General features: G+C 66.7%; 26 protein-coding genes and 2 pseudogenes. 14 read left to right on the forward strand and 14 right to left on the reverse strand.

Features of this window, described 5'->3' with window-relative positions; genetic code table 11:
• Positions 1–205 precede the first annotated feature (205 nt).
• Positions 206–649: an STAS domain-containing protein gene (locus tag AB431_RS12390; RefSeq protein ID WP_158423536.1), complete on the forward strand. Its 444-nt coding sequence runs from the start codon at positions 206–208 to the stop codon at positions 647–649.
• A gap of 106 nt (positions 650–755) precedes the next feature.
• On the opposite strand, the gene AB431_RS12395 is transcribed toward AB431_RS12390, so the two are convergent.
• From AB431_RS12395 to AB431_RS12415, 5 genes and pseudogenes are all read right to left on the reverse strand, one after another.
• Positions 756–1,556: an RsiV family protein gene (locus AB431_RS12395; RefSeq protein WP_047330169.1), complete on the reverse strand. Its 801-nt coding sequence runs from the start codon at positions 1,554–1,556 to the stop codon at positions 756–758.
• A 250-nt stretch (positions 1,557–1,806) separates the two neighbouring features.
• Positions 1,807–2,295: pseudogene (locus AB431_RS12400) on the reverse strand (cytochrome P450); the annotation flags it as partial.
• A gap of 52 nt (positions 2,296–2,347) precedes the next feature.
• Complete coding sequence (locus AB431_RS12405; protein ID WP_369803026.1) at positions 2,348–2,773, reverse strand: DUF6319 family protein; 426 nt, start codon at positions 2,771–2,773, stop codon at positions 2,348–2,350.
• Between the two features lie 172 nt (positions 2,774–2,945).
• On the reverse strand, positions 2,946–3,230 hold the full coding sequence (locus tag AB431_RS12410) for a hypothetical protein (RefSeq protein ID WP_369803027.1): 285 nt from the start codon (positions 3,228–3,230) through the stop codon (positions 2,946–2,948).
• Between the two features lie 106 nt (positions 3,231–3,336).
• A complete protein-coding gene (locus tag AB431_RS12415; protein WP_047330170.1) occupies positions 3,337–4,692 on the reverse strand; it encodes a cytochrome P450 in 1,356 nt (451 codons plus the stop codon).
• A gap of 139 nt (positions 4,693–4,831) precedes the next feature.
• Here AB431_RS12415 and AB431_RS12420 point away from each other — a divergent pair, with 139 nt between their 5' ends.
• From AB431_RS12420 to AB431_RS12430, 3 genes are all read left to right on the forward strand, one after another.
• The gene (locus AB431_RS12420) at positions 4,832–6,124 is read left to right on the forward strand and encodes a PP2C family protein-serine/threonine phosphatase (RefSeq protein ID WP_047330171.1); all 1,293 of its coding nucleotides are present in this window, start codon (positions 4,832–4,834) and stop codon (positions 6,122–6,124) included.
• Positions 6,125–6,281: 157 nt separating this feature from the next.
• On the forward strand, positions 6,282–6,671 hold the full coding sequence (locus AB431_RS12425; protein ID WP_082135664.1) for an STAS domain-containing protein: 390 nt from the start codon (positions 6,282–6,284) through the stop codon (positions 6,669–6,671).
• A gap of 30 nt (positions 6,672–6,701) precedes the next feature.
• Positions 6,702–7,169: an ATP-binding protein gene (locus AB431_RS12430; protein WP_047330172.1), complete on the forward strand. Its 468-nt coding sequence runs from the start codon at positions 6,702–6,704 to the stop codon at positions 7,167–7,169.
• 3 nt (positions 7,170–7,172) lie between these two features.
• Here AB431_RS12430 and AB431_RS12435 read toward each other — a convergent pair whose 3' ends face one another.
• Both AB431_RS12435 and AB431_RS12440 read right to left on the reverse strand, forming a co-directional pair.
• A complete protein-coding gene (locus AB431_RS12435) occupies positions 7,173–7,583 on the reverse strand; it encodes a Zn-ribbon domain-containing OB-fold protein (protein ID WP_144418243.1) in 411 nt (136 codons plus the stop codon).
• A gap of 2 nt (positions 7,584–7,585) precedes the next feature.
• Positions 7,586–8,791: a thiolase family protein gene (locus AB431_RS12440; RefSeq protein WP_047333361.1), complete on the reverse strand. Its 1,206-nt coding sequence runs from the start codon at positions 8,789–8,791 to the stop codon at positions 7,586–7,588.
• A 93-nt stretch (positions 8,792–8,884) separates the two neighbouring features.
• On the opposite strand from AB431_RS12440, the gene AB431_RS12445 reads away from it, so the two are divergent.
• The 5 genes from AB431_RS12445 to AB431_RS12465 all read left to right on the forward strand — a co-directional run bounded on the left by AB431_RS12445 (position 8,885) and on the right by AB431_RS12465 (position 13,719).
• Positions 8,885–9,757: an SDR family NAD(P)-dependent oxidoreductase gene (locus AB431_RS12445; protein WP_200902718.1), complete on the forward strand. Its 873-nt coding sequence runs from the start codon at positions 8,885–8,887 to the stop codon at positions 9,755–9,757.
• Complete coding sequence (locus AB431_RS12450) at positions 9,754–10,821, forward strand: dihydrodipicolinate reductase (protein WP_047330173.1); 1,068 nt, start codon at positions 9,754–9,756, stop codon at positions 10,819–10,821. The genes AB431_RS12445 and AB431_RS12450 overlap by 4 nt, the downstream gene beginning before the upstream one ends.
• Positions 10,818–11,447 (forward strand): TetR/AcrR family transcriptional regulator, encoded by a 630-nt coding sequence (locus tag AB431_RS12455; RefSeq protein ID WP_047333363.1) that lies wholly within the window; start codon positions 10,818–10,820, stop codon positions 11,445–11,447. The genes AB431_RS12450 and AB431_RS12455 overlap by 4 nt, the downstream gene beginning before the upstream one ends.
• A 91-nt stretch (positions 11,448–11,538) precedes the next feature.
• Complete coding sequence (locus tag AB431_RS30995) at positions 11,539–13,059, forward strand: hypothetical protein (RefSeq protein WP_047330174.1); 1,521 nt, start codon at positions 11,539–11,541, stop codon at positions 13,057–13,059.
• Positions 13,060–13,095: 36 nt separating this feature from the next.
• Complete coding sequence (locus AB431_RS12465; protein WP_047330175.1) at positions 13,096–13,719, forward strand: flavodoxin family protein; 624 nt, start codon at positions 13,096–13,098, stop codon at positions 13,717–13,719.
• A gap of 1 nt (position 13,720) precedes the next feature.
• Here AB431_RS12465 and AB431_RS12470 read toward each other — a convergent pair whose 3' ends face one another.
• The 7 genes and pseudogenes from AB431_RS12470 to AB431_RS12495 all read right to left on the reverse strand — a co-directional run bounded on the left by AB431_RS12470 (position 13,721) and on the right by AB431_RS12495 (position 18,276).
• Complete coding sequence (locus AB431_RS12470; protein WP_047330176.1) at positions 13,721–14,353, reverse strand: SAM-dependent methyltransferase; 633 nt, start codon at positions 14,351–14,353, stop codon at positions 13,721–13,723.
• Complete coding sequence (locus tag AB431_RS12475) at positions 14,350–15,117, reverse strand: PIG-L deacetylase family protein (RefSeq protein ID WP_047330177.1); 768 nt, start codon at positions 15,115–15,117, stop codon at positions 14,350–14,352. Before AB431_RS12475 ends, AB431_RS12470 begins: the two co-directional genes overlap by 4 nt.
• Entirely contained in the window at positions 15,114–16,043 is a 930-nt protein-coding gene (locus AB431_RS12480; protein ID WP_047330178.1) for an acyl-CoA dehydrogenase, read from the reverse strand. The genes AB431_RS12475 and AB431_RS12480 overlap by 4 nt, the downstream gene beginning before the upstream one ends.
• Entirely contained in the window at positions 16,040–16,753 is a 714-nt protein-coding gene (locus AB431_RS12485; protein WP_047333364.1) for a glycosyltransferase family 2 protein, read from the reverse strand. Before AB431_RS12485 ends, AB431_RS12480 begins: the two co-directional genes overlap by 4 nt.
• Before the next feature lie 62 nt (positions 16,754–16,815).
• Positions 16,816–17,004: pseudogene (locus tag AB431_RS31205) on the reverse strand (NAD(P)-dependent oxidoreductase); the annotation flags it as partial.
• Complete coding sequence (locus AB431_RS12490) at positions 16,977–17,705, reverse strand: GAF and ANTAR domain-containing protein (RefSeq protein ID WP_047330179.1); 729 nt, start codon at positions 17,703–17,705, stop codon at positions 16,977–16,979. The gene AB431_RS12490 and the pseudogene AB431_RS31205, both read right to left, overlap by 28 nt.
• Positions 17,706–17,778: 73 nt before the next feature.
• Positions 17,779–18,276 (reverse strand): DUF1990 domain-containing protein, encoded by a 498-nt coding sequence (locus AB431_RS12495; RefSeq protein ID WP_047330180.1) that lies wholly within the window; start codon positions 18,274–18,276, stop codon positions 17,779–17,781.
• 87 nt (positions 18,277–18,363) lie between these two features.
• Between AB431_RS12495 and AB431_RS12500 the strand changes: the two genes are divergently transcribed.
• The 5 genes from AB431_RS12500 (at position 18,364) to pgsA (ending at position 22,761) form a co-directional block, all read left to right on the forward strand.
• A complete protein-coding gene (locus AB431_RS12500; protein ID WP_047330181.1) occupies positions 18,364–18,981 on the forward strand; it encodes a PaaI family thioesterase in 618 nt (205 codons plus the stop codon).
• On the forward strand, positions 18,978–19,391 hold the full coding sequence (locus tag AB431_RS12505; protein WP_047330182.1) for a TIGR02611 family protein: 414 nt from the start codon (positions 18,978–18,980) through the stop codon (positions 19,389–19,391). Before AB431_RS12500 ends, AB431_RS12505 begins: the two co-directional genes overlap by 4 nt.
• An 85-nt stretch (positions 19,392–19,476) precedes the next feature.
• Positions 19,477–21,528 carry a threonine--tRNA ligase gene (gene thrS, locus AB431_RS12510; protein WP_047330183.1) on the forward strand — a complete coding sequence of 684 codons (2,052 nt, stop codon included), beginning with the start codon at positions 19,477–19,479 and terminating at the stop codon, positions 21,526–21,528.
• A complete protein-coding gene (locus tag AB431_RS12515; protein WP_047330184.1) occupies positions 21,521–22,084 on the forward strand; it encodes an HIT domain-containing protein in 564 nt (187 codons plus the stop codon). The genes thrS and AB431_RS12515 overlap by 8 nt, the downstream gene beginning before the upstream one ends.
• Positions 22,081–22,761, forward strand: coding sequence for a phosphatidylinositol phosphate synthase (gene pgsA / locus AB431_RS12520; RefSeq protein WP_047333365.1), 681 nt, complete (start codon positions 22,081–22,083; stop codon positions 22,759–22,761). The genes AB431_RS12515 and pgsA overlap by 4 nt, the downstream gene beginning before the upstream one ends.
• Positions 22,762–22,766: the final 5 nt, after the last annotated feature.

The following is a 22,766-nucleotide window of genomic DNA, read 5'->3' on the forward strand; positions in this document are numbered from 1 at the left end:
CCGAAAGCGATTGGCCGCTCTTGTCACCGTCAGGCTCACTGCGGCCCGCAATGAAATCGTGCGGGCGGGGGTTGTTTCGGCAACGATGCCCGCTATGGTCGGGTAAGCGTTTTGGCGAGGTCGGTGCCAACTCATCGCACACCCACCTGGTGTGCGGCCGGTGCGTCCCCGCGCCGTCGCGTTGTGGCCTGACAGGAGTGTGACCGTGGTCGAAGGATCCAGCGGATCAGATCGGTACCAACCTGAGCCGGTCGAGGTCGCCACGTCCTGGGTTGGCAAGGTGGCCGTCGTCAGTTTCACCGGAACGCTGGACATGCGCACCACACCGCAGCTGATGCACGCCCTTGATGCCGTCATTGCGCAACAACCGTCGGCTGTCATCGCAGATCTGTCATCGGTGGACTTCATGGCCTCGGCAGGAATGACCGTGTTGATCACCGCAGATGAAAAGTGTTCAGCACAAACCCGTTTCGGTGTCGTCACGCCCGATCCCATCACCAGCAGACCGATGAGGCTCATCGGTCTTCACGATTTCGTGTCGATGTTCGAGACTTTGGACGAGGCGGTCACTGCGCTTGGCGGCGATGACCAGCCGGAGCCAGACCAACCCAGCAGTGCCGCGCCGCCACCGGAACCAGCACCGAGCTGACGATCGTCGATGTGCACGACAAGGCAACATGTTTCGTTCGGCAGGGGAGGACCGTCGCAGATGCGATGCCGACTGCGGAACGGTTCGTGAGTCGACCGGATCAGTGTCAGGCGATCATCGGGTCGATCGCAGAACGAGGTACCAGCACGTGCAACGCCCCGGCCGAAGCAGGCAACAGCGTTCCCTGGTCGAAGAAGAACATCACCCCGTCGTTGACAACCGCGAAATTCTGATAGTTGGCAGGGTTGTACAGCGCGGCTGAAGCGAACGGCAGCGGCGCCGCGGGCGGCGCAGTGGTCGTCGGCGTGGTCGTCACCGGTTGTCCGGGTTGCGCGGGCGGCGTCGGCGGCGCAACCGGGGGCGGCGGTGCTAATTGTTGCTGCAGCTCGGACTGCACGATCGGCGCGACGGTCTTCAGCGGATCGTCCACCCGCCACAGCGGCGTGTGTTCTTTATCGTCCGGCGCGGCCGTGTAGGTGATCGCCTTGCGATAGCTCTGGTCCCAGTTGAAGGCCTTGTACGTCGTCTGCGGCTGGCCGCCGCCGACGTCCTGGTTCACCGTGAATACCACGGCCTGCGTGCCGCGCGGGGGGACCGCTGAACTGTATTCCGTGGGCCTGATGCTCAACACGTACGGCGTGCTGCGGGGCGCGCCAGATTTCGCCGTGTTGAGGAACGCGTCACGCGTCTGAGAAACGTAGTCGGCGACCGATTTCTGGTCGGGATAGTCCAGCGGGATGCTGATGTCAACGCGGTATCCAGGATCCGAAAGCTGGATCTCGCACGTCTTGCCGGTGTTGCCGCCCTTGAGGTCGGCGCAGTAGTCCTTCGGGGCCGCTGCCGCCAGCCCAGGAGAAACGCAAACGGCGGCAAACGCGACGACCGCTGCCACGCTGACAGAACGCATGGGTAAAACCTCCAAGCAAACGCGGCGGTCGCCGCGACCAACATCAAGGTGCACCACGCCAGCAAAGCGCCCCCGACGGCATTGGCGCTACACAGCGTAGTCGAGGTGGGGATGCGGGTGACGCGGCGCCCCGACCTCGGCCTCGACGGCTGTACGCGGTGACCAGCCGGACCGCTCAACGATCGTCAGTCGGCGAACCAGAGCCGTAGACAGACAGACAGGGACGTCATCCTCGGATACATGAGTCGGCATCCGGCTGAAAGTTCAGCGCCCGGAAGATCTCCTCCGTCCAATCCGCGAAGAGCTGCCAGTCCTCGCTGGGTGCGCCGAGCAGCGCGCACATGATCGGGGTGGGGTAGGGGCGCGCGATATCGGTCACGACGTCGCAGCGTCCGACCTCGACTACGCGATCTATCAATCCGTTCACGACCCCATGGATCGTGTCGGTAAGACGAGATGTGCCCCTGGGAGTGAATGCTTTGGACACCAGTTTGCGTAGCCGAACGTATGGTGCGCCCTCCAAGCCCAGCAGGCTGGTCGCGAGCTTGTCGAACAACGGACCTGAAGTAGTGCCTTGCGCCGCGAGCGTGATGCCAGGCGGGAGTCGAAAGCTGCTGTGGCGCAGTAACTCCCGAGCCAAGTCATAGGACAGGATCTCCGGGCCGAGGGGTCCGATGGCGATGGGTGCGCGTGATTGCGCAGCTCGATGATCGTCGAGAATGTAGGCCGTCATGGTCATACGGTTTTTCCACGGGTGTCCGTCTCGATGGGTCGACCGTGCTCTCGCCTGCTCAGTCGAGATCGGCCAGGGCCTTTCGGGCAGCTTCGAGTTCAGCTTCGAGTGCGGCGACCTTCGCGGCATGCTCGGCACGTGCTGCTTCGATGACCTCGTCGATCGGGGCGACGAGATCCTCGTGCAATTCGTTGGCGGCCCGGGATACGGCGGCCGCGGCGATCGTGAGGTCGCGGGTCAGGTAGGTCGTGCCGCGCTTGAGGTCTGCCCGCCACTCGCCGTCGGCGGAACCGGTGACCGTGAGAGTGAGCTCGAGCGTCTTGGTCTTCTTGCCGGCCTTTTTGGCCGGGGCCTTTGTTGGCTCGGACGATTCCGACGGGGACGCCGCCGAGGATTCGGGCACCGCCGCTCCGATCGGGCGAAGCAACATGTCCTGCGTCTCGGCCTCGGCTGAGGGTGTTTGGGTGTCTGCAGTCATGGTCACGTCGATCTCCTCTTGGGCGACAACTGGCAATGCGTCCAGTAGAACATACGTTCGACGTCCAGCCAAGCGTAGCGCCGCGTGTGTCGTGACCGGCGTGCCCATGACCCGCAGGCGAAATGCCCTTTCTGCGAGGACATTTCGCTAGCGTCGGCACCGTGTCGAAGAGGGCCGATCAGCCGTGCGGCGCCTCTGAGATCTTGGTGTCTTCCTTGCCGAGTGTCTGGCAATAGAGGGTGACCGAGGTCTTGGTGGCAGTGATTTCCAGATTCGCCGGATCCTGCCCGCTCTTGTCCTTGAGCATTTTGCTGACTTCGTCGTTCTGCTTCTTCTCGTCTTGAGTGAGGAAGTCCTTGCACTTGGTGTCGCCACCGGTGTTGACGATCTCGGAGGCCGAGCAGCCACTCAGGGCCACCGCCGCGGCTGATGCTGCAAGGACGAACTGCACGATTCGCTTCACTGGGAACCTCTCTCGATGAGAAAACGACGCCAAGGTGATTCACAGAATCGGGCAAATCGAAACCGGCATTGCCGTATGGCCGAAAACCGACGTGCAGTTCCGCCTGTTACTCAATGCGCTGCGTCATGGCCGCATCCGCTGTCGGTTGCGGTGTCTTGATCCGCGATACGGTGATTCGGGCGCCGTGCCCGGGCTCCAGGATCACGTGCTTGACCCGCTGGCTTTCGCCGCGTGCCGTCGTCGTCTCGAGCTCAACCCGGCGTAGCACCTCGCGCAGCACCACCCGCATCTCGGCCATCGCGAACGTTGCGCCCAGGCAGCGGCGCGCTCCGCCGCCGAACGGCAGCCACGTCGTCGGACTCAGGGTGGCTCCGATCATCCGGTCCGGGTCGAAGAGATCCGCGCCGGGATAGATCCGGTCATCGGAATGCACCAACCCGACCCCGGGAGCCACCATGACCCCGGCGGGCAGGTGATACCCGGCGATCTCCACCGGCTGCTTCAGGATCCGGCCGACGTCGAACACCACCGGCCGGTTGCGCAGTGTCTCTTTGGCTACCGCGTCGAGGTACTCGTCGTCGCCGGCTTCGGCGGCGCGCACCGCCTTGGCCAGCGTCGACGGATGCCGGATCAGCCGCTCCAGAGCCCACGACAAGCCGGTGGCCGTGGTGTCGTGGCCCGCGACGAGCAGCGTCATCAACTGGTCGCGCAACTCGGCGTCGGTCATCGTGCGGCCGTCCTGGTCGGCCGCACGCACCAGCATGGCCAGTGCGTCGGTGCGCGACGCCAGGTCCGGATCCGCGCGACGCTCGGCGATCTCGGCATACAGCAGGCGGTCGGCTTCATCGATGCGCCGGCGCACCCCGCGCCACGGCAGCTTCTTCTGCAGGGTGGGCGCGCTGATGGCCAGTAGTTCGAACGCCGACAGGTTCAACAGCCTCGGCAGCACCTCGCGCAACGCGGCCAGGCGCGCCGGATCGCTCGCACCGATGACCAGCCGCATGATGACCTCCAGGGTGATCTGCGACATCTTCGGTGCGACGGCAAACGCCTTGCCGACCGGCCAGCCCGCAATGTTGTCCGCCGCGATCTCGGCCATCACCGTGGTCTGCCGCGCGACCGCGTCACGGTGGAAGGGTTCGAGCATCAACCGCCGTCGGTCGCGGTGGACCTCGTCATCGACAACCAGGACCGACGCCGGGCCCAGCAGGCCGGACAGCATCGAATTCGCTTCGCCCGCATGGTAAATCGCGGGATCGCCGGCGAAGACCTGTTTGATGTCGGCGGGGTCGTCGAGATACACCAGCGTGCCCATCTGGGCGATCCGCAACGTGAACGTCTTTCCGTAGCGGCGGCGGCAGGCCGACACGAAGCGCGGCCAGTAACGCAGCATCAGTACGGCCTGGATGGCGGGTGGAAGTGGCGGACCCGGCGGCAGCGTCGACGTCGGCTTATTAGACATGAGTCCAGTATAGGAACACGCGGCCTGTGTAAGCGCCGAGATCGGCGAAAGCGTGCGTCCCCTCGAGGTTCTCCGGTGGTTTCTCGGGGGGCGCGAAGGGTAAGTTTGAGAGGTCAACCAGCCGGACGGCGGAAAGCCCATGGTGACCACTGATTTCTCGATTCGCAGCCCCGAGGCCGTCGAGGCCGAACGACTGCGAGCCCTGTACCGCTACGAGATCCTCGACACCGATCCGGACGAAGCGTTCGACCGCATCGCGCGGGTCGCCGCTCGCTCCCTGGACAAGCCCGTCGCTTCGATCACATTCGTCGACGAGGACCGCATCTGGTTCAAGGCGATGTACGGCGTCGACGGCGTCTCCGAGATCCCGCGCGATGCCGGACTGTGCAGCCTGGCTATTCGCGACAATCGGACCTACGCGGTGCGCGACGCCGCTGCCGACCCGTATGCCGCTCAAATCCCCAGCGTGACCGGCAAATTCGGAATTCGGTTCTATGCCGCGGCGCCTATCACGACGGCCGACGGTTATCAATTGGGAACCGTCAGCGTCCTCGATACCGAACCCGGCGACGTGACGGACGACCAGCTGGCCACGTTGGAGGACCTCGCCGCGATCGTCATGAATGCACTCGAACTGCGACTGTCGGCGCTGACCACCGTGCGCACCGAGCGCGAGCTGCGCGACACCGCCCAGGAGTACGCCTCGGTGCTGCAACGCGCCCTGCTGCCCGCGGCTCTGCCGGCGATACCCGGCCTGTCGATGGCCGCGCACTACCACCCGGCCGCCTCCGGTCAGGTGGGTGGCGACTTCTATGACGTCTTCGGTGTTGCTCGCGACGAGTGGGCCTTTTTCCTCGGCGACGTCGAGGGCCACGGGGCCGCCGCAGCGGCCGTCACCGCGCTCGTCCGGCACACCCTGCGCGCAGCGGCACTGCATTACGACGACCCCACCGACGGCCTGGCCGAACTGAACGCGGCGCTGATCGCCGACCCGAACGAGCGGCGCTTCTGCACGGTCTTGTCGGGCAAGTTGCGACCCGAAGCCGACGGATTCCGAATCACCCTGGCAACCGGCGGGCACCTACCGGCGCTGCTGCTGGATCGCGAGAGCGGATCCATTCGACCGATTCGCTCGTCGGGCGGCATGTTGATCGGTGCCGTCGCAGACGCCACGTTCGAGGCGTGCGAGACGTTGCTGACCGCCGGTCAGACGCTGCTGCTCTACACCGACGGCATTGTCGAGGCCAGGCCCGACGGCCACACCACTTTCGGGGAGCCGGCGCTGCGACTCTTCCTGGCTGAGCGGGCCGGAATGCCAGCCACCCAGCTGGTGGCTGAACTGGCCGAACTGGGCGCTGCTCTGCGCCCCGACGATGATGTGGCGTTCCTGGCGCTGACTGTCGTTGGGGCATCTGAGGGCGCGGTGCGTTAGCCTTGAGCGGTCGGCCCGGTAGAATTCGGGCGTAGACAACGCGCCGTAAGCAGATCGGCGCCAAAGAGCTAGTAAGTTCTTGCCAGGTTCAGACGGCAGCCTCGCAGGCATGACGTAATTGCGAGCGCGCCGTCCGGCGCGCGTAATGAGGTGAATCTTGGACGAACAAGCCACTACCACCACCGGGACGACGACCGCGGCCAATACTGGCTGCGTGATCAACGAGGAGTGGTTCGGGCGAACGGTCGTCATTTCTGCATCCGGTGTGGTCGATATGCTCACGTCGCCGCAGCTGGAGGCCAGCATCACCACCTCGCTGACCAAAAACCCGGCCGCCATCATCGTTGACCTGTCTGAGGTCGACTTCCTGGCCTCGGCCGGAATGGGTGTTCTGGTCGCCGCCCGTGACAAGGCGTCGGCGGAGATCGGCTTCGGTGTCGTGGCCAGCGGGCCTGCGACAAGCCGGCCGCTCAAACTCGTCGGTTTGGCCGATATCATCGGCCTCTACGCGACACTTGATGAGGCGCGCGTCGCACTTGGTGAGTAATTCTCGCAAGTTGGGTATAAGAGATTTGCCATGACGACACCGAGTTACGCCAGTCCCGCAGCCGACGGTGACCGCTTCATACGCAACGATGTCGTCGCTGACGCGCACAACGCAGCCAGGGTCCGCGATGAGTTCGCAACCTGGTTGCGGGCGTGCGGAGACATCGACCGAGTTCGTTTCAGCGACGTCGTGCTGGCGGTCAACGAGGCCCTGGCCAATACGGCCGAATTTGCCTACCTGCTGAAAGGCGGGGTCGGCACCATCGACGTGGAAGCCGTTCGCGACAGTGACAACCTGACCGTGACGATCGCGGATCAAGGTCACTGGCGCGAGTCGACGCCGGCCACACAGAGCCGGGCGCGCGGCCGGGGCATCCCGCTGATGCGGGCCCTCGCCGACCACGTCACGATCGATTCCTCAGCGTTGGGCACCACCGTGTGCCTGCGCTTCGAGCAGTTTCACGCCGTGCAGAAGTCCGACGACGCCAGGGTCGGATAGCTCTCAGGCCGGCTCGTACCGCAACATCGTGATGCCCGCGTCGGGATAGTCGCAGAACACCGGCGCCAAGCACATGCCGACTCTCAGGTCCGCCGGTTCGGCGTTGACGATCTCGGTCGAGAACCGCGGCCCCTCGTCCCATTGAACGACCGCCAGGAGCTGCGGCGCATCGGCCGCGAAGTGTGGTGCCACCGGCCGATAGGCGACCGTATAGGTGTAGAGCGAGGCGGCCCCGGAGATCTCCCGCCACTCCAGATCGTCGGCCAGCGTTCCCGGCGCCAGTACCCGCGGATAGAACACGTACCGTTGCGCGGACGGCGAGTACTGGATGCGGACCTTGTGTTCGGCCAGGGCATCCCAGAACGGCTGCGTGGTCGGCGTCGGGATGGGCATCGGCCTGTCGAAGTCGCCCACGGTTAGTCGCCTTCCAATACGAGGGTGGTCTGTTCGCTCAAGATGCCGCCATTGCCCGAGACGAACGCGCGGTTGCAGTCCTTGACCTGGGTGGCGCCCGAGCGGCCCATGATCTGACGGGCGGCATCGCAGATGTGATGCATGCCGCCTGCTGTGCCGGCCTGCCCGTAACCCAGCTGGCCACCCGCGGTGTTCATCGGAAAGTCGCCGCGGAACGTCAGGTCGTGCTCGGCCACGAACTGCAGGCCCTTGCCCTTCTCGCAGAACCCGGCGTCTTCGAGGCTGAGCAGCACCGTGATCGTGTAGCAGTCGTAGATCGACACCATGTCCATGTCGGCCGGGGCCAGCCCGGCCATCGAGAACGCGGACGCGGCGGCCTTGATCATCGGCGTCTGTAGCAGCTCGTGGGCGTAGGTGGGCGTCTTGTAGGGCACCCGCTCGCCGAATCCCTTGATCCACACCGGGCGGTTGGCGCTGCGGCGGGCCAAATCGGCCCCTGTGACCAGTACTGCCGCTCCGCCCATCACCGGCATCACGATCTCCAGCATGTGCAGCGGTGCGGCGATGATCGGGCTGTTGACCACGTCGTCGACGGTGATCGGTGCATCCAGGAAGATCGCCCCCGGCGTGTGATTGGCGTTGACCCGCTGGTCGACGCTGATCTTGGCCATCGTCCGCTCGTCGTAGCCGTAGGTGGCGCCGTACAGCGTCGCGACCTGGCCATAGGGCCCGTTCTGCCCGAGATTGCCGTAGGGAATCTCGAATTCGGCCTGCGGCGAGCCGTACCGGTTGCTCGATGCCCCGAAGTACATCAGCTCGCTGACGTCCAGCGGCTTCTGTGCACTCACCGGGGTCAGCGGCGTCGCCGGGATCACGCACAGCACCGCGTTGCACAGGCCCAGCTCGATGGCGGCTGCGGCGCGCCACACCATCGCCACCGCGCTCGCCCCACCGAGGTCGACCATCTCGGCGAAATTGGCTTTGATGCCGAGGTACTCGATGACCGTCGACGGTACGAAGATCTGCGATTCCTGCAGGTGCGTGGTGCAGATGCCGTCCACGTCCGATGCCGACAATCCCGCGTCGTCCAGTGCTGCCGCCGCCAGTCGCGCCCACTGCTCGAGGGTGAACTCCAGCGGCCCGGTCGGTCGCTTGGTGGAGGGGAGTTCGGTGTAGCCGACGATCGCGGCCTCTCCGCGCAGACCCATACCGCTTTCCTCCAAGTCATTGCCCAATAACATTGAGGATGTAATCATATTGAGCGCTCAATGAAAATTTGTTGCGGCGAGAGGTAGCTCACAGTGGACGGTGCACCATCGTTGGACGGCAAGGTCGCCGTCGTCACCGGCACCAGTCGCGGGGTAGGACTCGGTATCGCACACGAATTGCTGCGCGCCGGAGCCACTGTCGTGGGCTGCTCACGCGGACCCTTGGACGCGATGCCCGGGGTGGCCGAGCAGCCCGAGTGGCTGGCGCGTTCCTCGCAGCGGGTGTGCGATCAGGGCGACTACCGAGCCATTGACGCGTTCGTGGACGGGGTGGTGGCCGATTATGGCCGCATCGACATCCTGGTCAACAACGCCGGCGGCACCGTGCCCGCCCCCCATGTCGAGAGCATCCCGAGCCTCGTCTCCCACATCCAGGGCGCCCCTACCGCGGACGACGAGTACGAGCGCACAGTGTTGTTCCACGCCTTCGCCATCCAGATGAATCTGATCAGCCCGATGTGGTTCGCCATCCGGGTGTTCAGGCAGATGCGTCATCAGGACGGCATCGGTTCGATCGTCAACATCTCCAGCGGTGCAGGGCATCCCGCCGGATCGCCGACACTGGTGTCCTACGGTGCGGCCAAATCCGGCCTCAATCATCTGACCCGGTCGCTGGCCGAAGAATGGGGACCGAAGGTGCGGGTGAATTGCCTGGCGCTGGGGCCGACGATGACCGACAACTTCAAGTCGTTCGTGCTGCCGAAAGATGACCCGACGGGGGAGAGGTACTTTCACGCCGTACCCATGCACCGGGCCGGCGAGCCGGCGGAGGTCGGTCGCGCGGTGGTGTTCTTATGCAGTGGCACAGCTGATTTCATCAATGGCACGACTATCGAGATCGACGGCGGCATGATGCCGGGCGTGCTGTACGAGGCGGGCTTGAAGACGATCACGGATCTGCTGTGAAGCGCGTCATCCAGTTCTCCACCGGCAACGTCGGCAAGCACGCCTTGCCGATGATCATCGACCGGCCCGGCCTGCAGCTGGTCGGCCTGCACGCGCACGGCGCAGACAAGGTGGGCCGCGACGCCGCGCAGATCTGCGGGCGGCCCGACCCGACGGGAGTCATCGCCACTGACGACATCGAGGCCCTGGTGGCACTGGGCGCCGACTGCGTGGTGTACACCTCCCAAGCCGAGATGCGCCCGCAGCAGGCGATCGAGGAGATCTGTCGCTTCCTGCGGGCCGGCACCAATGTCGTCGGCACCTCGATGGTGTGGCTGGTCGCGCCGCACCACGCGGACGCGTGGATCCGCGAACCGTTGGCGCAGGCCTGCGCCGACGGTGGCACCTCGCTCTACATCAACGGCGTCGACCCCGGCTACTCCGGGGACAGCCTGGTCTACACGGCATTGACGCTGGCCGGACGCGCCACCTCGATCACGGTGTCGGAGATCTGCGACTACGGCAGTTACGACGACGCCGAATTCACCGGTGTCAGCTTCGGTTTCGGCACCACACCGGACCACACCCCGATCATGTTCGCGCCCGGCGTGCTGTCCTCGTTGTGGGGCGGACAGGTCCGTTCGCTGGCCGAGGTGCTCGGTCTCAGCCTCGACGAGGTGCGCGAGCGGCACGAAAACTGGGTGACGCCCGAGCCGATCGAGTGCACGATGATGAATGTGCAACCCGGCCATGTGGCCGCCGTACGGTTCGCGGTCGAGGGAATCCGCGACGGGGAGCCGGTCATCACGATGGAGCATGTCAACCGGCTCACCCCGGCCACCGCGCCCGACTGGCCCTATCCGCCCGACGGCCGCCTCGGCGTGCACCGGGTGGTGGTCCACGGCAGCCCCGGGGTCGAGCTCAACACCCATCTGGGGCTGGACGGCGTCGACCACAATGACGGCGGTGTGATCTCGACGGCCGCGCGCGCCGTCAATGCCATTGACGCGGTCTGCGCCGCACCGCCAGGTGTGTTGTCGGTCAAGGATCTACCGGTCACGCATGCCGACTCGGTGATGTGGTGACTCCAAAGATCGCGCCGCGTCGGCCGCCGGGCGGTAGTCAAGTGCGCGCGGACCGCACCCGCGAGGCGGTGCTGGACGAGACCGTGCGCTGCGTGGTCGAGGAGGGGTTTGCTGCCGCAAGCGCCAAGCACATCGCCGAACGGGCCGGCGTGACCTGGGGTGTCGTGCAATATCACTTCGGCGACCGCGACGGGCTGCTGATGGCCGTCGTCGACCGGGGGTTCACCGAACTGCTGGAGTTGCTGCGCAACCTGCCACCCCCGTCGGCCGCGCAAACCCGGCGCAAGCGGGTGGAATTGGTGGTCCACGCCGCGTGGGAAGCCTTCTCCAGCCCGACCTCGCGCGCCTCGCTGGAGATTCTCATCGGCACCCGGGCCATGCGCGACGAACGAGGCACCCGACGCCTGGTCGAATTGCAAAGGGCCATATCGGATTTGAGCCGCGATATCGCCGAGGGGCTGGACAACCCGCACGCCGTGGCGATCGGTGACCTCATCTGGGCGACCATGCGGGGGTTGGTGATCACCCAGCTCGTCATGGCCGTACCACAGCACAGCAATCGTGAGCTGACCGCACTGGTCGACGTGATCTGCTCATACCTCGATCGACATGCGCAAACACAATGAGCACCAAGCAAAGTCACAGTTAGGTCATAGGAGCGCGCCGACTCGGCGCGCCTGAGTGACTTTGGCGGCGAGCCGTGGTGATCATGGCCGAATGACCGAACCGCTGGGTATCTCCGTGGGCACGACCAGCCTTGTCGCCGTACGCGCCGGCGCGGCACCGGTCATCTGTCCCGCCGAGGTCACGATCGGCGATCAGCTGTGGACCGGATTCGTCGACCGCGTCGGCGATCCGACACCGTTGACACACGACGGGTTCGCTTACCGTGCCGAGCAGTTGCTCGCCGCGGCGCTTTCCGGGCTGGCCGACACCGAAGGCTCCGGCCTGGCAGCGGTATCGGCGGTAGCGGTTCCCGCGCACTGGGGTCCGGGTCGCCGCGACGCGCTGCGCGATGCGCTGTGGGATCTGCCGGCACTGGCCACGGCCCCCGCCCCGCCGGTGCTGGTCTCCGATGCGACTGCCGCGCTGCGGTCCCTGCAGACCGACCCCGGGCTCCCGCGCCACGGCGTGATCGTGGTGTGCCACTTGGACACCGGGGGCACATCCGTGACGCTAGCCGACGGCGCTGCAGACTTCCGCCAGATCGGCGAGACGGTGCGCTTCGCCGAGCCATCCGGTGAGGACGCCGGTGTGCTGGGGGCCCTCGATGGCGCACTGCAACATGCCCGGATCGCGCGCACCGATATCAGCGCCGTTGCCGCCATTGGCGAACACGCGACACCGGTTGTCGTGCAACAGCTTTCCACCCGTCTGCAGATTCCGGTCAGTGTCTCGGCGCACCCGCAGCTGGATGCCGCGCTGGGCGCCGGTCTGGCCGCGGCCCGCCAGCTGGCGGCCGACGCGCCGACCGGCATGGCTCCGGCACCGCTGATCGCCGACGTCGGCCCGCAGTCGGCGACGATGGCCGCGGCGCTGGCCTGGTCCAACGACGAGGCGTCCGACGTGGCCGCCGGTAGCGAACAGTCCTACGGTTACTCCGATTACGACTATCGCGGGTATGGCGACGACGAGGACGATGACCTGTCGATCCTCGGCGGCCAACCACTCGAGAAACGCGGGTCGGGGCTGACTCGCAGCGTGCCGCTGCTGCTCGGCGGGGCGGCTGCCGTCGCCGCCGTGGCTGTCGGAGGCTTCGCCTACACCCTCACCGGAATCAGCACGCCCGATAGGCCATCGGTCAAGCCTCTTCCGGCCACCGCGGTCACCTCGGTCGTGAGCAGCCCGCCGCCGGCGGTCGAACCCGCGACGGTGACCAATCCGCCGGTACAGACCGTCACCGAGCAGGCTCCGGCCCCGCAGACCCCGACGACCGTCATCACCGTGGCGCCCACGACCACGACGACGCCGCCCACCACCACGACGCCCACCAGCACGACGACCACCACCCCGACGACCACCACCACGACAACAACGACGACAACGACGACAACGACCACGCCCACCACCACGACGACGACATCGACGACCACGCCGACGACGACCACCACGGCCGCGACGACCACGACCGACTGGGACACCACGACGACCACACGGCGGCCGCTGATCCCTGGCCTGCCACCCCCGCCGCAGATCCCCGGATTGCCCCCGATGCCGAATCTCAACGTCGTCGGCTGAGGTTTGCCCGGCCGCGTTTCGGGCATCCCCGCGCAGGTGACCACCACCGTAGGAACCCTCAAAGCGCTCGCGCTGGTGTGCAGCCTCAAGCCCAGCCCGGCATCGTCCAGCAGCGAACTGATCGCCCAGCACGTCTTCGAGACACTGCGTGGTCTGGGTGTGGACTGTGAATCGCTTCGCGCGGTCGACTTCGCGATCGCCCCCGGTGTCGAGGCCGATATGGGCGACGGCGACCAATGGCCGAGCATCAGAACCAAGGTGCTCGACGCCGACATCCTGCTGATCAGCACACCGATATGGCTCGGTCACCCCTCGAGCGTCACCCAGCGTGTCCTGGAGCGCCTTGACGCGGAACTGTCGAACAAGGACGACGACGGTCGTCCGGTCATGGTCGGCAAGGTGGCAATCGTCAGCGTGGTCGGCAACGAGGACGGCGCGCACAAGGTCATCGCCGACCTGTTCCAGTCGCTCAACGATGTCGGCTACAGCATTCCCGCGCAGGGCTCCACCTACTGGAACGGCGAGGCGATGCAGTCCACGGACTACAACGATCTCGACGAGGTGCCCGAGGCGGTGGCGTCGGCGACCGCGGCGGCCGCACGCAATGCGGTGCACCTCGTCCGCCTGTTGCGCGCTGCGAAATACCCGGCTTACGAGTGAGTTACCGGGGCTCGGCTCCCGGCACGCCGGTGCGGACCGCCACCGATTGCGCTGAGCCGGTCTCGAACACCTCGATGATCACGTCGTCGTCGGCGTATCCGCCGATCCGGTTCAATCCCGGCGTCGCGGCGACGACGGCAGTGACGGCGTCACCGGACAGCGGATAGTCGGCCACCGGGTGGCGCCAGTGCGCGGTGACGATGGTGGCATCCGACTGCAGCCGGGGTAGTTCCCGGTGCAGTGTTGTGCGCAGCGTGTCAGCGTCGAAGTAGTAGCCCATTTCTGAGATCAGCACCAGATCGAAATCTGTTGCCGGCCAACTCGTATCGAATGATTGATTGAGCAGGGTCACCGAGTCGCGGCACCCGCCGGCGCGCAGGCGGGCATCCGCTTGTGCCAGCGCCGTGTCGGCCACATCGGTGGCCGTCACGTGGTCACATCGGGCACTGAGGTGTTCGGTGAGCACCCCGATCGAACATCCCGGCTCGAACGCGTGGCGGTAACGTTCGCGGGGCAGCACGGCGAGGGTGATCGCATACTTGCGGCGTTCGTACCATCGCGAGGAGAGCTGCCAAGGGTCACTCGACTCCGCGTAGAGGGCGTCGAAGTAGTCCGGGGGCAGCCTGCCCGTCATCGGAACACCACCTCGCCAACGCGCTCCAACCGTGCCAGCACATGCGGCGCCAGGATCGGTTCCCGGTTCGCGCCATCGGATCCGACCTGGCTCCTGAAGGCTGCGATAGCAGCGCTCTTTCGTTGCTTCGCAACAGCATTCATGGCTACCCGGGTCGCTCGATGCCACGGTACGACGTCGTCGCCGGGTCTGGCCCAGTGCCACATCCACACCGGGTACTCCAGGAGCACGGCTGCGGTGCGGGACGCCGCGACGGCAGCCGCCCGCCCGACCGCCTCGTGATCGGGATGCCCGTCACCACGCCACGTCGCCGCACACCACGTGCCCGGGCCGCGGTTGGACAGCACGTCGGTGAGCAGGTCGGTCAGCTCGGATTCCTGTTCAGCGAGCCGTCCGTCGGCGAGCCCGAGGAAAGTGGGGATATCAAGACCCAACAGTGTTGCTGCCGAACGTGACTCACTGCGCCGGGTTTCCTCGAGCTGCGATCGTTCGGACGCCGACAGACCTGCCCAGGCCCCGCCCCCGTCGCTGGCGATGACCGTGTGCACGTCGATGCCGCGAGCCGCGATCGAGAACGCCGCCGCGCCGAAACCAAGCACCTCGTCGTCGGGATGGGGTGCCACCACGACAAGCCCCGGGCACTGATCCAGCGGCAGCACCGGATACGGGCTCTGGCGCTGAACCCATTCTTCGGCGGGTGTTCCGCCTCCGGCGATAGGTCTGGCGGCGAACCGTGCCGCATTGCTCGCCGCGACGGCACTCACCGGGCCACCAGGGCACCCAGTGCCGCGAGGTCCTTCTCGGCGTGGCTCTGCCGGACGTACATGCTCAGATCGGCGACACGGCGGGCGTGCGCTTCGTCCAGGGCCAGCGGGGCAGGGCCCAATGCCCGGGCGGTGCGGCCGATGACCGCATCGACCGCGGTCTCGACGGCCGCGCGCAACCGCCTGGCCGCCACCTCGGCGTCGCTGTCCGGAGCGGTATCGACCTCCGCGGCGGTGCTCGCCATCAGGGCGGCCGCGGCGGCCAGTGCCGAGTCCACGGCGCCGAGATGGGCTGCGGCATGCGGGTTGTCGCGCTGTTTCTCGGCCACCGCCCGATACAGGGGTGCGGCGACAGCGCGGGCGGCACCCAGCCAGCAGGCGGCGACGCCCGCCGCGCCATGCCAAAAGCCCGGCCGCGTCAGATACTCGTCTACGCCGCCGACCGGGATGGCAGGCGCGGCGTCGAACCGCACCGACCGGGTGTCGGAGTCGGCCATGCCGGAGTTTCGCCACTCGCTCGGCAACAACTGAACGCCGCGGCCGTGCAGGTCTACCGCGTATAGGCCGCGGGCACCGGTCTCGGTGTGGGCCGTCACCAGAGCGTCGGCGCAGAGCCCGGCACCGGAGCACCACGCCTTCGTTCCGCTCAGCGTCACGACGTCGCCGTCGCGCAGAGCGGTCACCACCGCCCCGGGGGCTTCGGCCGCCCACACGCCCCACAACCGGCCCGGCCGCACCGGCGGTCCGCGGAGTTCGGCCAGGATCGCCACGGCGTCGGTGTGTGCCTCCGCGAGTCGGCCGGCGACCACGTCCCGTTCGCACAGGTCGGCCAAGGACTGCCAACGCGTCAGGGTGCCACCCGAGCCGGGTAACGGGAGATTCAGCTCACCGGCGTCAAGCCACCGCTGCACGGTCGCGGTGCTCATGCCGAGTCGCGTTCCGGAACCAGCATGCCTCGCAGATGGGCTGCGAATCCGGCTGGGGCACGGCCGATCTGGCGTGCGGAGGTGGCCACCGACAGGCGGGTATCGCGGCGGATGCGGTAACCGGTCACTTCGAAACGATGGACCAGGTCGACGTCCTCGCCACTGGACAGCGCATCGAATCCGCCGACATGCCAGTAGGCGTCGGCCGCGAAACCCATGTTCGCGCCGTGGACGTGATCATGGGCGACGCGGCCGGGCTGGATCTTGGCGTGATAGGCCCGTAGGTAGCGACCGACCGCCTTCATCGGGATCTGGCGCCAGTTCGTGATCCGCACGACGCCGAGGACCATATCGGCTCTGGCGGAGAGCTGGCGCACCAGCCAATTGGCGTCCACCCGGCTGTCCGCGTCGGTGGTTGCGTACCAGGTGGTCGGTCCGGTCACACCCTCGTTGCGGGCGTAAGAGAAGCCGGCGGCACGGGCCGCTCCGACGCTGCGGGCGTCGATCTCCAGGAAGTGCACGTCGGGACCGAAGCGGTCCGACAGTGCGTTGCTTCCGTCATTGCAGCTGTCCAGCACGACCACCACCGTCACCGGAATACCGGCTCTCGCGGCCGCGGCCAACACAGCCAGCAGGCATTCCGGTAGGGCCGACGACTCGTTGTGGGCGGGCACGACGATCGCCGCCCTGTCGAAACCAGTAGCAGCCACGGCAGTGAAATAGCCGGTGGCCGCGATTTTCACACCCCGTCGCAGACGCAGGGGTTCGCAGCCCCCGTCGATTCGACGGTCACCGGCGGGAGCGTCGCCGGTATCAGCGGCGTCCAGATCGGACCCGGCGCCACACTGTTGCACCGAATATCCTTGCCGCCCAACAACTTCGAGAGAGTAGCCGAGAGGTTCACGATCGCACCCGTGGTCGCGGCGAACCGCGTCAGCCCGGATTCAACTGTGCTTGCGCCGCATCAACGATCTTGGCCGCCACCTCGGCCAGCGGAACGTTGGTGTCGTGCGACAGCTGCCGCAGCATTTCGAACGCCTGGTTGGCGTCTTTGCTGTAGCGCTCCATGATCATGCCCTTGGCCTGGCCGATGATGTCGCGACTGGCCAAGGCCTCGCGGAATTGCGATTCGCGCCGTGCCGCGTCCCACACCAGGGCCGAGTGCGCGGCGAACAGCGAGCCCAGCTGTTTGGTTCGTTCGTCGAATGCGTTGGGACGTTCGGCGAAGACATTCAGCGCCCCCATCACCTTTCCGGTCAGGAACAGTTGATAGCCCATGATGCTGCGCACCGGTGTGGTCTTCAGAGCCTCGGCGCAGAATGCCGGCCAGCGGGTCTCGCCGGACAGATCCGCGACGTGCACCACGCGGTGGTCCCAGGCCGACGACAGGCATGGGCCTTCCCCGGTGTGCCGTTGAATGTCGTCGATCCGAACCGCCCACGAATGCGTCGCCGCGGGGGTGTCGATTTCGGACTGGCTTGCCGTCACAGTGATGTTGGCGTACTCCGCACCGGGCAGTTCCGCCGCGGCGTGCTCCACGAGTTCGGCGACCACACCGCCGCCAAGGGTCCGCCGTTCGTAGAGGCTGCGGGCGATTTCCGCGATGCGGGCAGCCGCATCCGCGAGTTCCTCTTGATCATCGACCGGCATGACTGCTCGCATACCCGCCACGATGGACGGCGCAACCTCGATGCGCCGACGGGTTGACCGGAGGTTGCTGAGGGAACGGCCGGCTCTACACCACCGACAGGTAGCGCCGGGTGATGACCCGCTGAACCAGCGAGGCCACCGGCGACCCGACCTGGCTCCACCACGTCGCCGGTCTGGAGAACGCCACCACCTCGGCGTGCACGGACTCGTCCCCGGGCTCGAAGCGCACCCCGAACATTTCCTCGCCGGACACCGCATGGCCGGGCAGACTTCCGTAGGCGAAGCCGCGCCGGTTGGGCTCGTCGACCACGTAAACCACCCGGCAGGGCGCGGCGAACGGACCCAGCCGACCGAGAACATCCGTGCCCACCTCTGCCACTTCCGTCGTGGCGGCGACCCGCAGGCCCGCACCGCGCAGCATTCCGTAGCGCATCACTGCGTGGGCCGCTCGCTCGAACCGGTCTCGGCCGCTACCGATCCGGGACGACAGCCGCACGTGGTGATAGCCCGCAGGCAATTCCGCCGCCGTAGCGCCGACCTCGGCATAGGTCAGCGGGCGGTCGGCCAGGTCGCTGAGCTTCACAGCTACACCTTCGCACTACGCCTCTTACGTACGCTCGACGTAAGTAGCCCGCATCCGGCGGCATACGGTAACCAGGTGGTAGAGGACATGACGGCGGCGGTCCATCCCGGTGGCGGATTCAACCCGCCGGTGCCGACGAGCAAGGGCGGGCCGGATTACGGCCGGTTCCTCGACGCGGTGCGCGACCTGCAGGACCACGCTCGCGCCGTGGACGCGCCCGATGAGGTGATCACCCGGGCCGCTGACCTTCTCGAGCAAGCGTCGGCGCTGCTGACGCCCTACGACGCCGACGAATGGACCGCGCCTTCGGGGCGGCGAATGGACCTGCCGATGCGCGGCAGCATCCTGGCCGTCCCCAACGAGACGGAGGTCGGCGAGGACGGCCGGCTGCGGGGCTGGGTCCGGTTCCGGCGCTACCACCTTGGTCGCAACGGCGCGGTCCACGGCGGTTTCATCGCCCATCTCTTCGATTCGGTCCTGGGCAAGACGTCGATCATGCTGACCGGCGGGACCGTCCGGCGGACCGCATACCTGCATGTCAACTACCGCAAGATCGTGCCTATCGAGAAGGAACTCCAGGTCGAGGCCGGGGTTGTGCGGACCGAGGGCCGCAAAGTCTTCGTCGATGTCCGGCTCTGCGACGGCGACGACCTGCTGGCCGATGGTGAAGGACTGTTCGTGGCGCTGAAACCGGGGCAGCCGTGACGCAGCTACTGCATCGATGGAAGCACCGGCGGGAGCGGCTGCGGACGCGGCCGGTCGCCGATTTCGCGTACCGAGCCGTGGTCGGCGTCGTCGGACTCGCCGTGCTTACCGTCGGCATCGTCGCCATTCCGTACCCGGGCCCCGGCTGGGCGATCGTGTTCGTCGGCCTGGCGATTCTGGCCAGCGAGTTCTATTGGGCGCACCGCACCCTGTCGTTCACCAAAGACCGCTATGACAGTGCGATGGGATGGTTCCGCGGGCAGGGTAGGTGGGTCCAGGCCTTGGGCGCGGTGCTCACCGCCGCGGTGGTGGTCGCCACGCTGTGGCTGTTCGGCGCGGTGGGCTGGTCGGCGGGACTGCTCGGCTTCGACCATCCCGCGTTGGACAGCCCCATCGGCCTCGGCGCCTGACCAGCACCCCGATAGCATGGTCGGCGATTCCCGCCGCCCCTGGCGAGAATCGGATTGAGCCCCACTACGCCGAAAGAGGCCCGCGATGAGCGCCCCCGCACACCCCGCCCCAGCTGCCCCGATCCGGGTGCCTGCCGGGACTACCGCGGGCACGGCGGTGCGCGATGCGGGTCTGCCGGGCCGCGGTGAACCCGGTGCGATCGTCGTCGTACGCGACGCCGAGGACAAACTGCGCGACCTGAGCTGGACGCCGGACACCGACGTCGAGGTCATCCCGGTCGCCGCCGACACCGAGGACGGCCGTAGCGTGATCCGGCACTCGGCCGCCCATGTGCTCGCCCAGGCGGTGCAGGAGCTGTTCCCGCAAGCCAAGCTCGGCATCGGCCCGCCGATCACCGACGGCTTCTATTACGACTTCGACGTGCCCGAGGCGTTCACGCCCGAAGATCTGGAGAAGCTCGAGAAGCGGATGCAGAAGATCGTCAAGGACGGTCAGCTGTTCGCGCGACGGGTATACGAGTCCAAGGACCAGGCCCGCGCCGAGCTCGCGAACGAGCCGTACAAGCTGGAACTGGTAGACGACAAGTCCGGCGACGCGGACATCATGGAAGTCGGCGGTGACGAGCTCACCGCCTACGACAACCTCAATCCCCGCACCCGCGAACGGGTTTGGGGTGATTTGTGCCGCGGGCCGCACATCCCCACGACCCGCTACATCCCGGCGTTCAAGCTGACCCGCAGCTCGGCGGCGTACTGGCGCGGCGACCAGAACAATGCCAGCCTGCAACGCATCTACGGGACGGCCTGGGAATCGCAGGAGGCGCTGGACCGCCACCTCGAACTGATCGAGGAGGCGCAGCGCCGCGACCACCGCAAGCTCGGGGTGGAGCTGGACCTGTTCAGCTTCCCCGACGAATTGGGTTCGGGCCTACCGGTTTTCCATCCGAAGGGCGGCATCATCCGGCGTGAGCTGGAGGACTACTCGCGGCGCAAGCATGAGCAGGCCGGCTACGAATTCGTCAACACCCCGCACATCACCAAGGAACAGCTCTACATCACCTCAGGTCACCTGGAGTGGTACGCCGACGGCATGTTCCCGCCGATGCACATCGACGCCGAGTTCGACGAGGACGGCAAGCTGCGCAAACCGGGGCAGGACTACTACCTCAAGCCCATGAACTGCCCGATGCACCACCTGATCTACCGGGCCCGGGGCCGGTCCTACCGCGAACTTCCGTTGCGGCTCTTCGAGTTCGGCTCGGTGTACCGCTATGAGAAATCCGGTGTGGTGCACGGGCTGACCCGGGTGCGCGGCATGACGCAGGACGATGCGCACATCTACACCACCCGCGAGCAGATGCGCGACGAGCTCGCCTCGCTGCTGCAGTTCGTGCTCGACCTGCTCGCCGATTACGGCCTGAACGACTTCTACCTGGAGCTGTCGACCAAGAACCCGGAGAAGGCCGTCGGCTCCGACGAGATGTGGGACGAGGCCACCGAAACACTGCGTGAGGTAGCCGAGGCCTCCGGTCTGCATCTGGTGCCCGATCCCGGGGGAGCGGCGTTCTACGGGCCCAAGATCTCCGTCCAGGTCAACGACGCACTGGGCCGCAGCTGGCAGATGTCGACCATCCAGCTCGACTTCAACATGCCCGACCGTTTCGAGCTGGAATACACCGCGGCCGACGGCACCCGCCAGCGACCGGTGCTGATCCACCGCGCGCTGTTCGGCTCGATCGAGCGGTTCTTCGGAGTGCTCACCGAGCACTACGCCGGCGCTTTCCCGGCCTGGCTGGCGCCCGTGCAGGCGGTCGGCGTCCCGGTCGCGGAAGCCCACGTGCCGTACCTGGAAGACGTTGCCGCGGAGCTGAGGTCACGCCGCGTGCGGGTCGAGGTCGACACCAGCGACGACCGGATGGCCAAGAAGCTTGTGAATCACACCAACCAGAAGGTGCCGTTCATGTTGCTGGCCGGTGACCGCGACGTGGAGGCCGGCGCCGTGAGCTTCCGGTTCGGAGACCGCACCCAGATCAACGGAGTACCCCGGGGTCAGGCGATCGACACGATCGTGAAATGGATCGCCGATCGTGAGAATGCCACGCCCACAGCCGAACTGGTGAAGGTCGACGGTGGCTGACGACGCGAAGGCGTACACCGATCGGGGCGCGGGGGAGCCCGACCGCCTCCAGCGGCTGTGGACACCGCACCGGATGAGCTACATCCTCGATGTGCCCGCACAGAAGTCGGCCGGCGGGTCGGCGGGATCGTCGCAGCCGTTCACCGACATCCCCACCCTGCCCGACGAGGACGGTTTGGTGGTGGCCCGCGGTGAGCAGGTCTACGTCGTGCTGAATCTTTATCCGTACAACCCCGGTCACCTGATGGTGGTGCCCTACCGGCGGGTGTCGGAACTGGAGGATCTGTCCACCGACGAGAGCGCGGAGCTGATGGCCTTCACGCAGAAGGCGATTCGCGTCATCAAGGCGGTGTCGAGCCCGGACGGCTTCAACGTCGGGCTCAACCTCGGCAGGTCGGCAGGCGGATCGTTGGCCGAGCACCTGCACATGCATGTGGTGCCCCGCTGGGCCGGCGACGCCAACTTCATCACGATCGTCGGTGAAACCAAGGTCATCCCGCAGCTGCTGCGTGACACTCGCAAGCTGCTGGCCGACGGGTGGGCTGCGCAGCCGTGAGCGACTTCTACCTGATGACCCGCGCGGCGTACGCCAAGCTGAGCACGCCGGTGGCCAAGGCCGCGCTGAAGGTCGGGTTGACCCCGGACATGGTGACGATCATCGGCACCGCGGGTTCGGTGCTCGCCGCACTGATCATGTTTCCGATCGGTCAGCTGTGGTGGGGTTCGGTGGCTGTGTTCGTCTTCGTGCTCGCCGACATGCTCGACGGTGCCATGGCGCGGCAACGGGGCGGCGGCACCCGGTTCGGGGCGGTTCTCGATGCCACGTGCGACCGCATCAGCGACGGCGCGATCTTCTGTGGGTTGCTCTGGTGGGTGGTCTTCAGCATGCACAGCTCGTCGTTGGCTGTTGCCACGATGATCTGCCTGGTGACCTCGCAGGTGATCTCCTACGTCAAGGCCCGCGCCGAGGCCAGCGGGCTCGAGGGCGGCGGTGGACTGATCGAGCGTCCCGAGCGGCTGATCATCGTGCTGGTCGGCGCCGGATTCTCCGACCTGCCGTTCTTCCCGATTCCGATGGTGTTGCCCATCGCGATGTGGCTGCTGGCGGTGACCAGTCTGGTGACGGTGGGCCAGCGGGTGCACTCGGTGCGCTCGAGCCCCGGTGCCATGGACAAGATTCCGCCCACCACCGCCCAGCCGGTCGGCGACGAACCCGAGAGCGGCGAGTCGTGATCAGC

The organism is Mycobacterium sp. EPa45, from assembly GCF_001021385.1.
GTDB lineage: Bacteria > Actinomycetota > Actinomycetes > Mycobacteriales > Mycobacteriaceae > Mycobacterium.

Excerpts from the sequence above, each read along its gene's own strand:
- AB431_RS12395 (WP_047330169.1), bottom strand. The coding sequence starts at position 1,556 with ATGCGTTCTGTCAGCGTGGCAGCGGTCGTCGCGTTTGCCGCCGTTTGC.
- AB431_RS12415 (WP_047330170.1), bottom strand. The coding sequence starts at position 4,692 with ATGTCTAATAAGCCGACGTCGACGCTGCCGCCGGGTCCGCCACTTCCA.
- AB431_RS12420 (WP_047330171.1), top strand. The coding sequence starts at position 4,832 with ATGGTGACCACTGATTTCTCGATTCGCAGCCCCGAGGCCGTCGAGGCC.
- AB431_RS12430 (WP_047330172.1), top strand. The coding sequence starts at position 6,702 with ATGACGACACCGAGTTACGCCAGTCCCGCAGCCGACGGTGACCGCTTC.
- AB431_RS12440 (WP_047333361.1), bottom strand. The coding sequence starts at position 8,791 with ATGGGTCTGCGCGGAGAGGCCGCGATCGTCGGCTACACCGAACTCCCC.
- AB431_RS30995 (WP_047330174.1), top strand. The coding sequence starts at position 11,539 with ATGACCGAACCGCTGGGTATCTCCGTGGGCACGACCAGCCTTGTCGCC.
- AB431_RS12470 (WP_047330176.1), bottom strand. The coding sequence starts at position 14,353 with ATGACGGGCAGGCTGCCCCCGGACTACTTCGACGCCCTCTACGCGGAG.
- AB431_RS12480 (WP_047330178.1), bottom strand. The coding sequence starts at position 16,043 with ATGAGCACCGCGACCGTGCAGCGGTGGCTTGACGCCGGTGAGCTGAAT.
- AB431_RS12490 (WP_047330179.1), bottom strand. The coding sequence starts at position 17,705 with ATGCGAGCAGTCATGCCGGTCGATGATCAAGAGGAACTCGCGGATGCG.
- AB431_RS12500 (WP_047330181.1), top strand. The coding sequence starts at position 18,364 with ATGACGGCGGCGGTCCATCCCGGTGGCGGATTCAACCCGCCGGTGCCG.
- thrS (WP_047330183.1), top strand. The coding sequence starts at position 19,477 with ATGAGCGCCCCCGCACACCCCGCCCCAGCTGCCCCGATCCGGGTGCCT.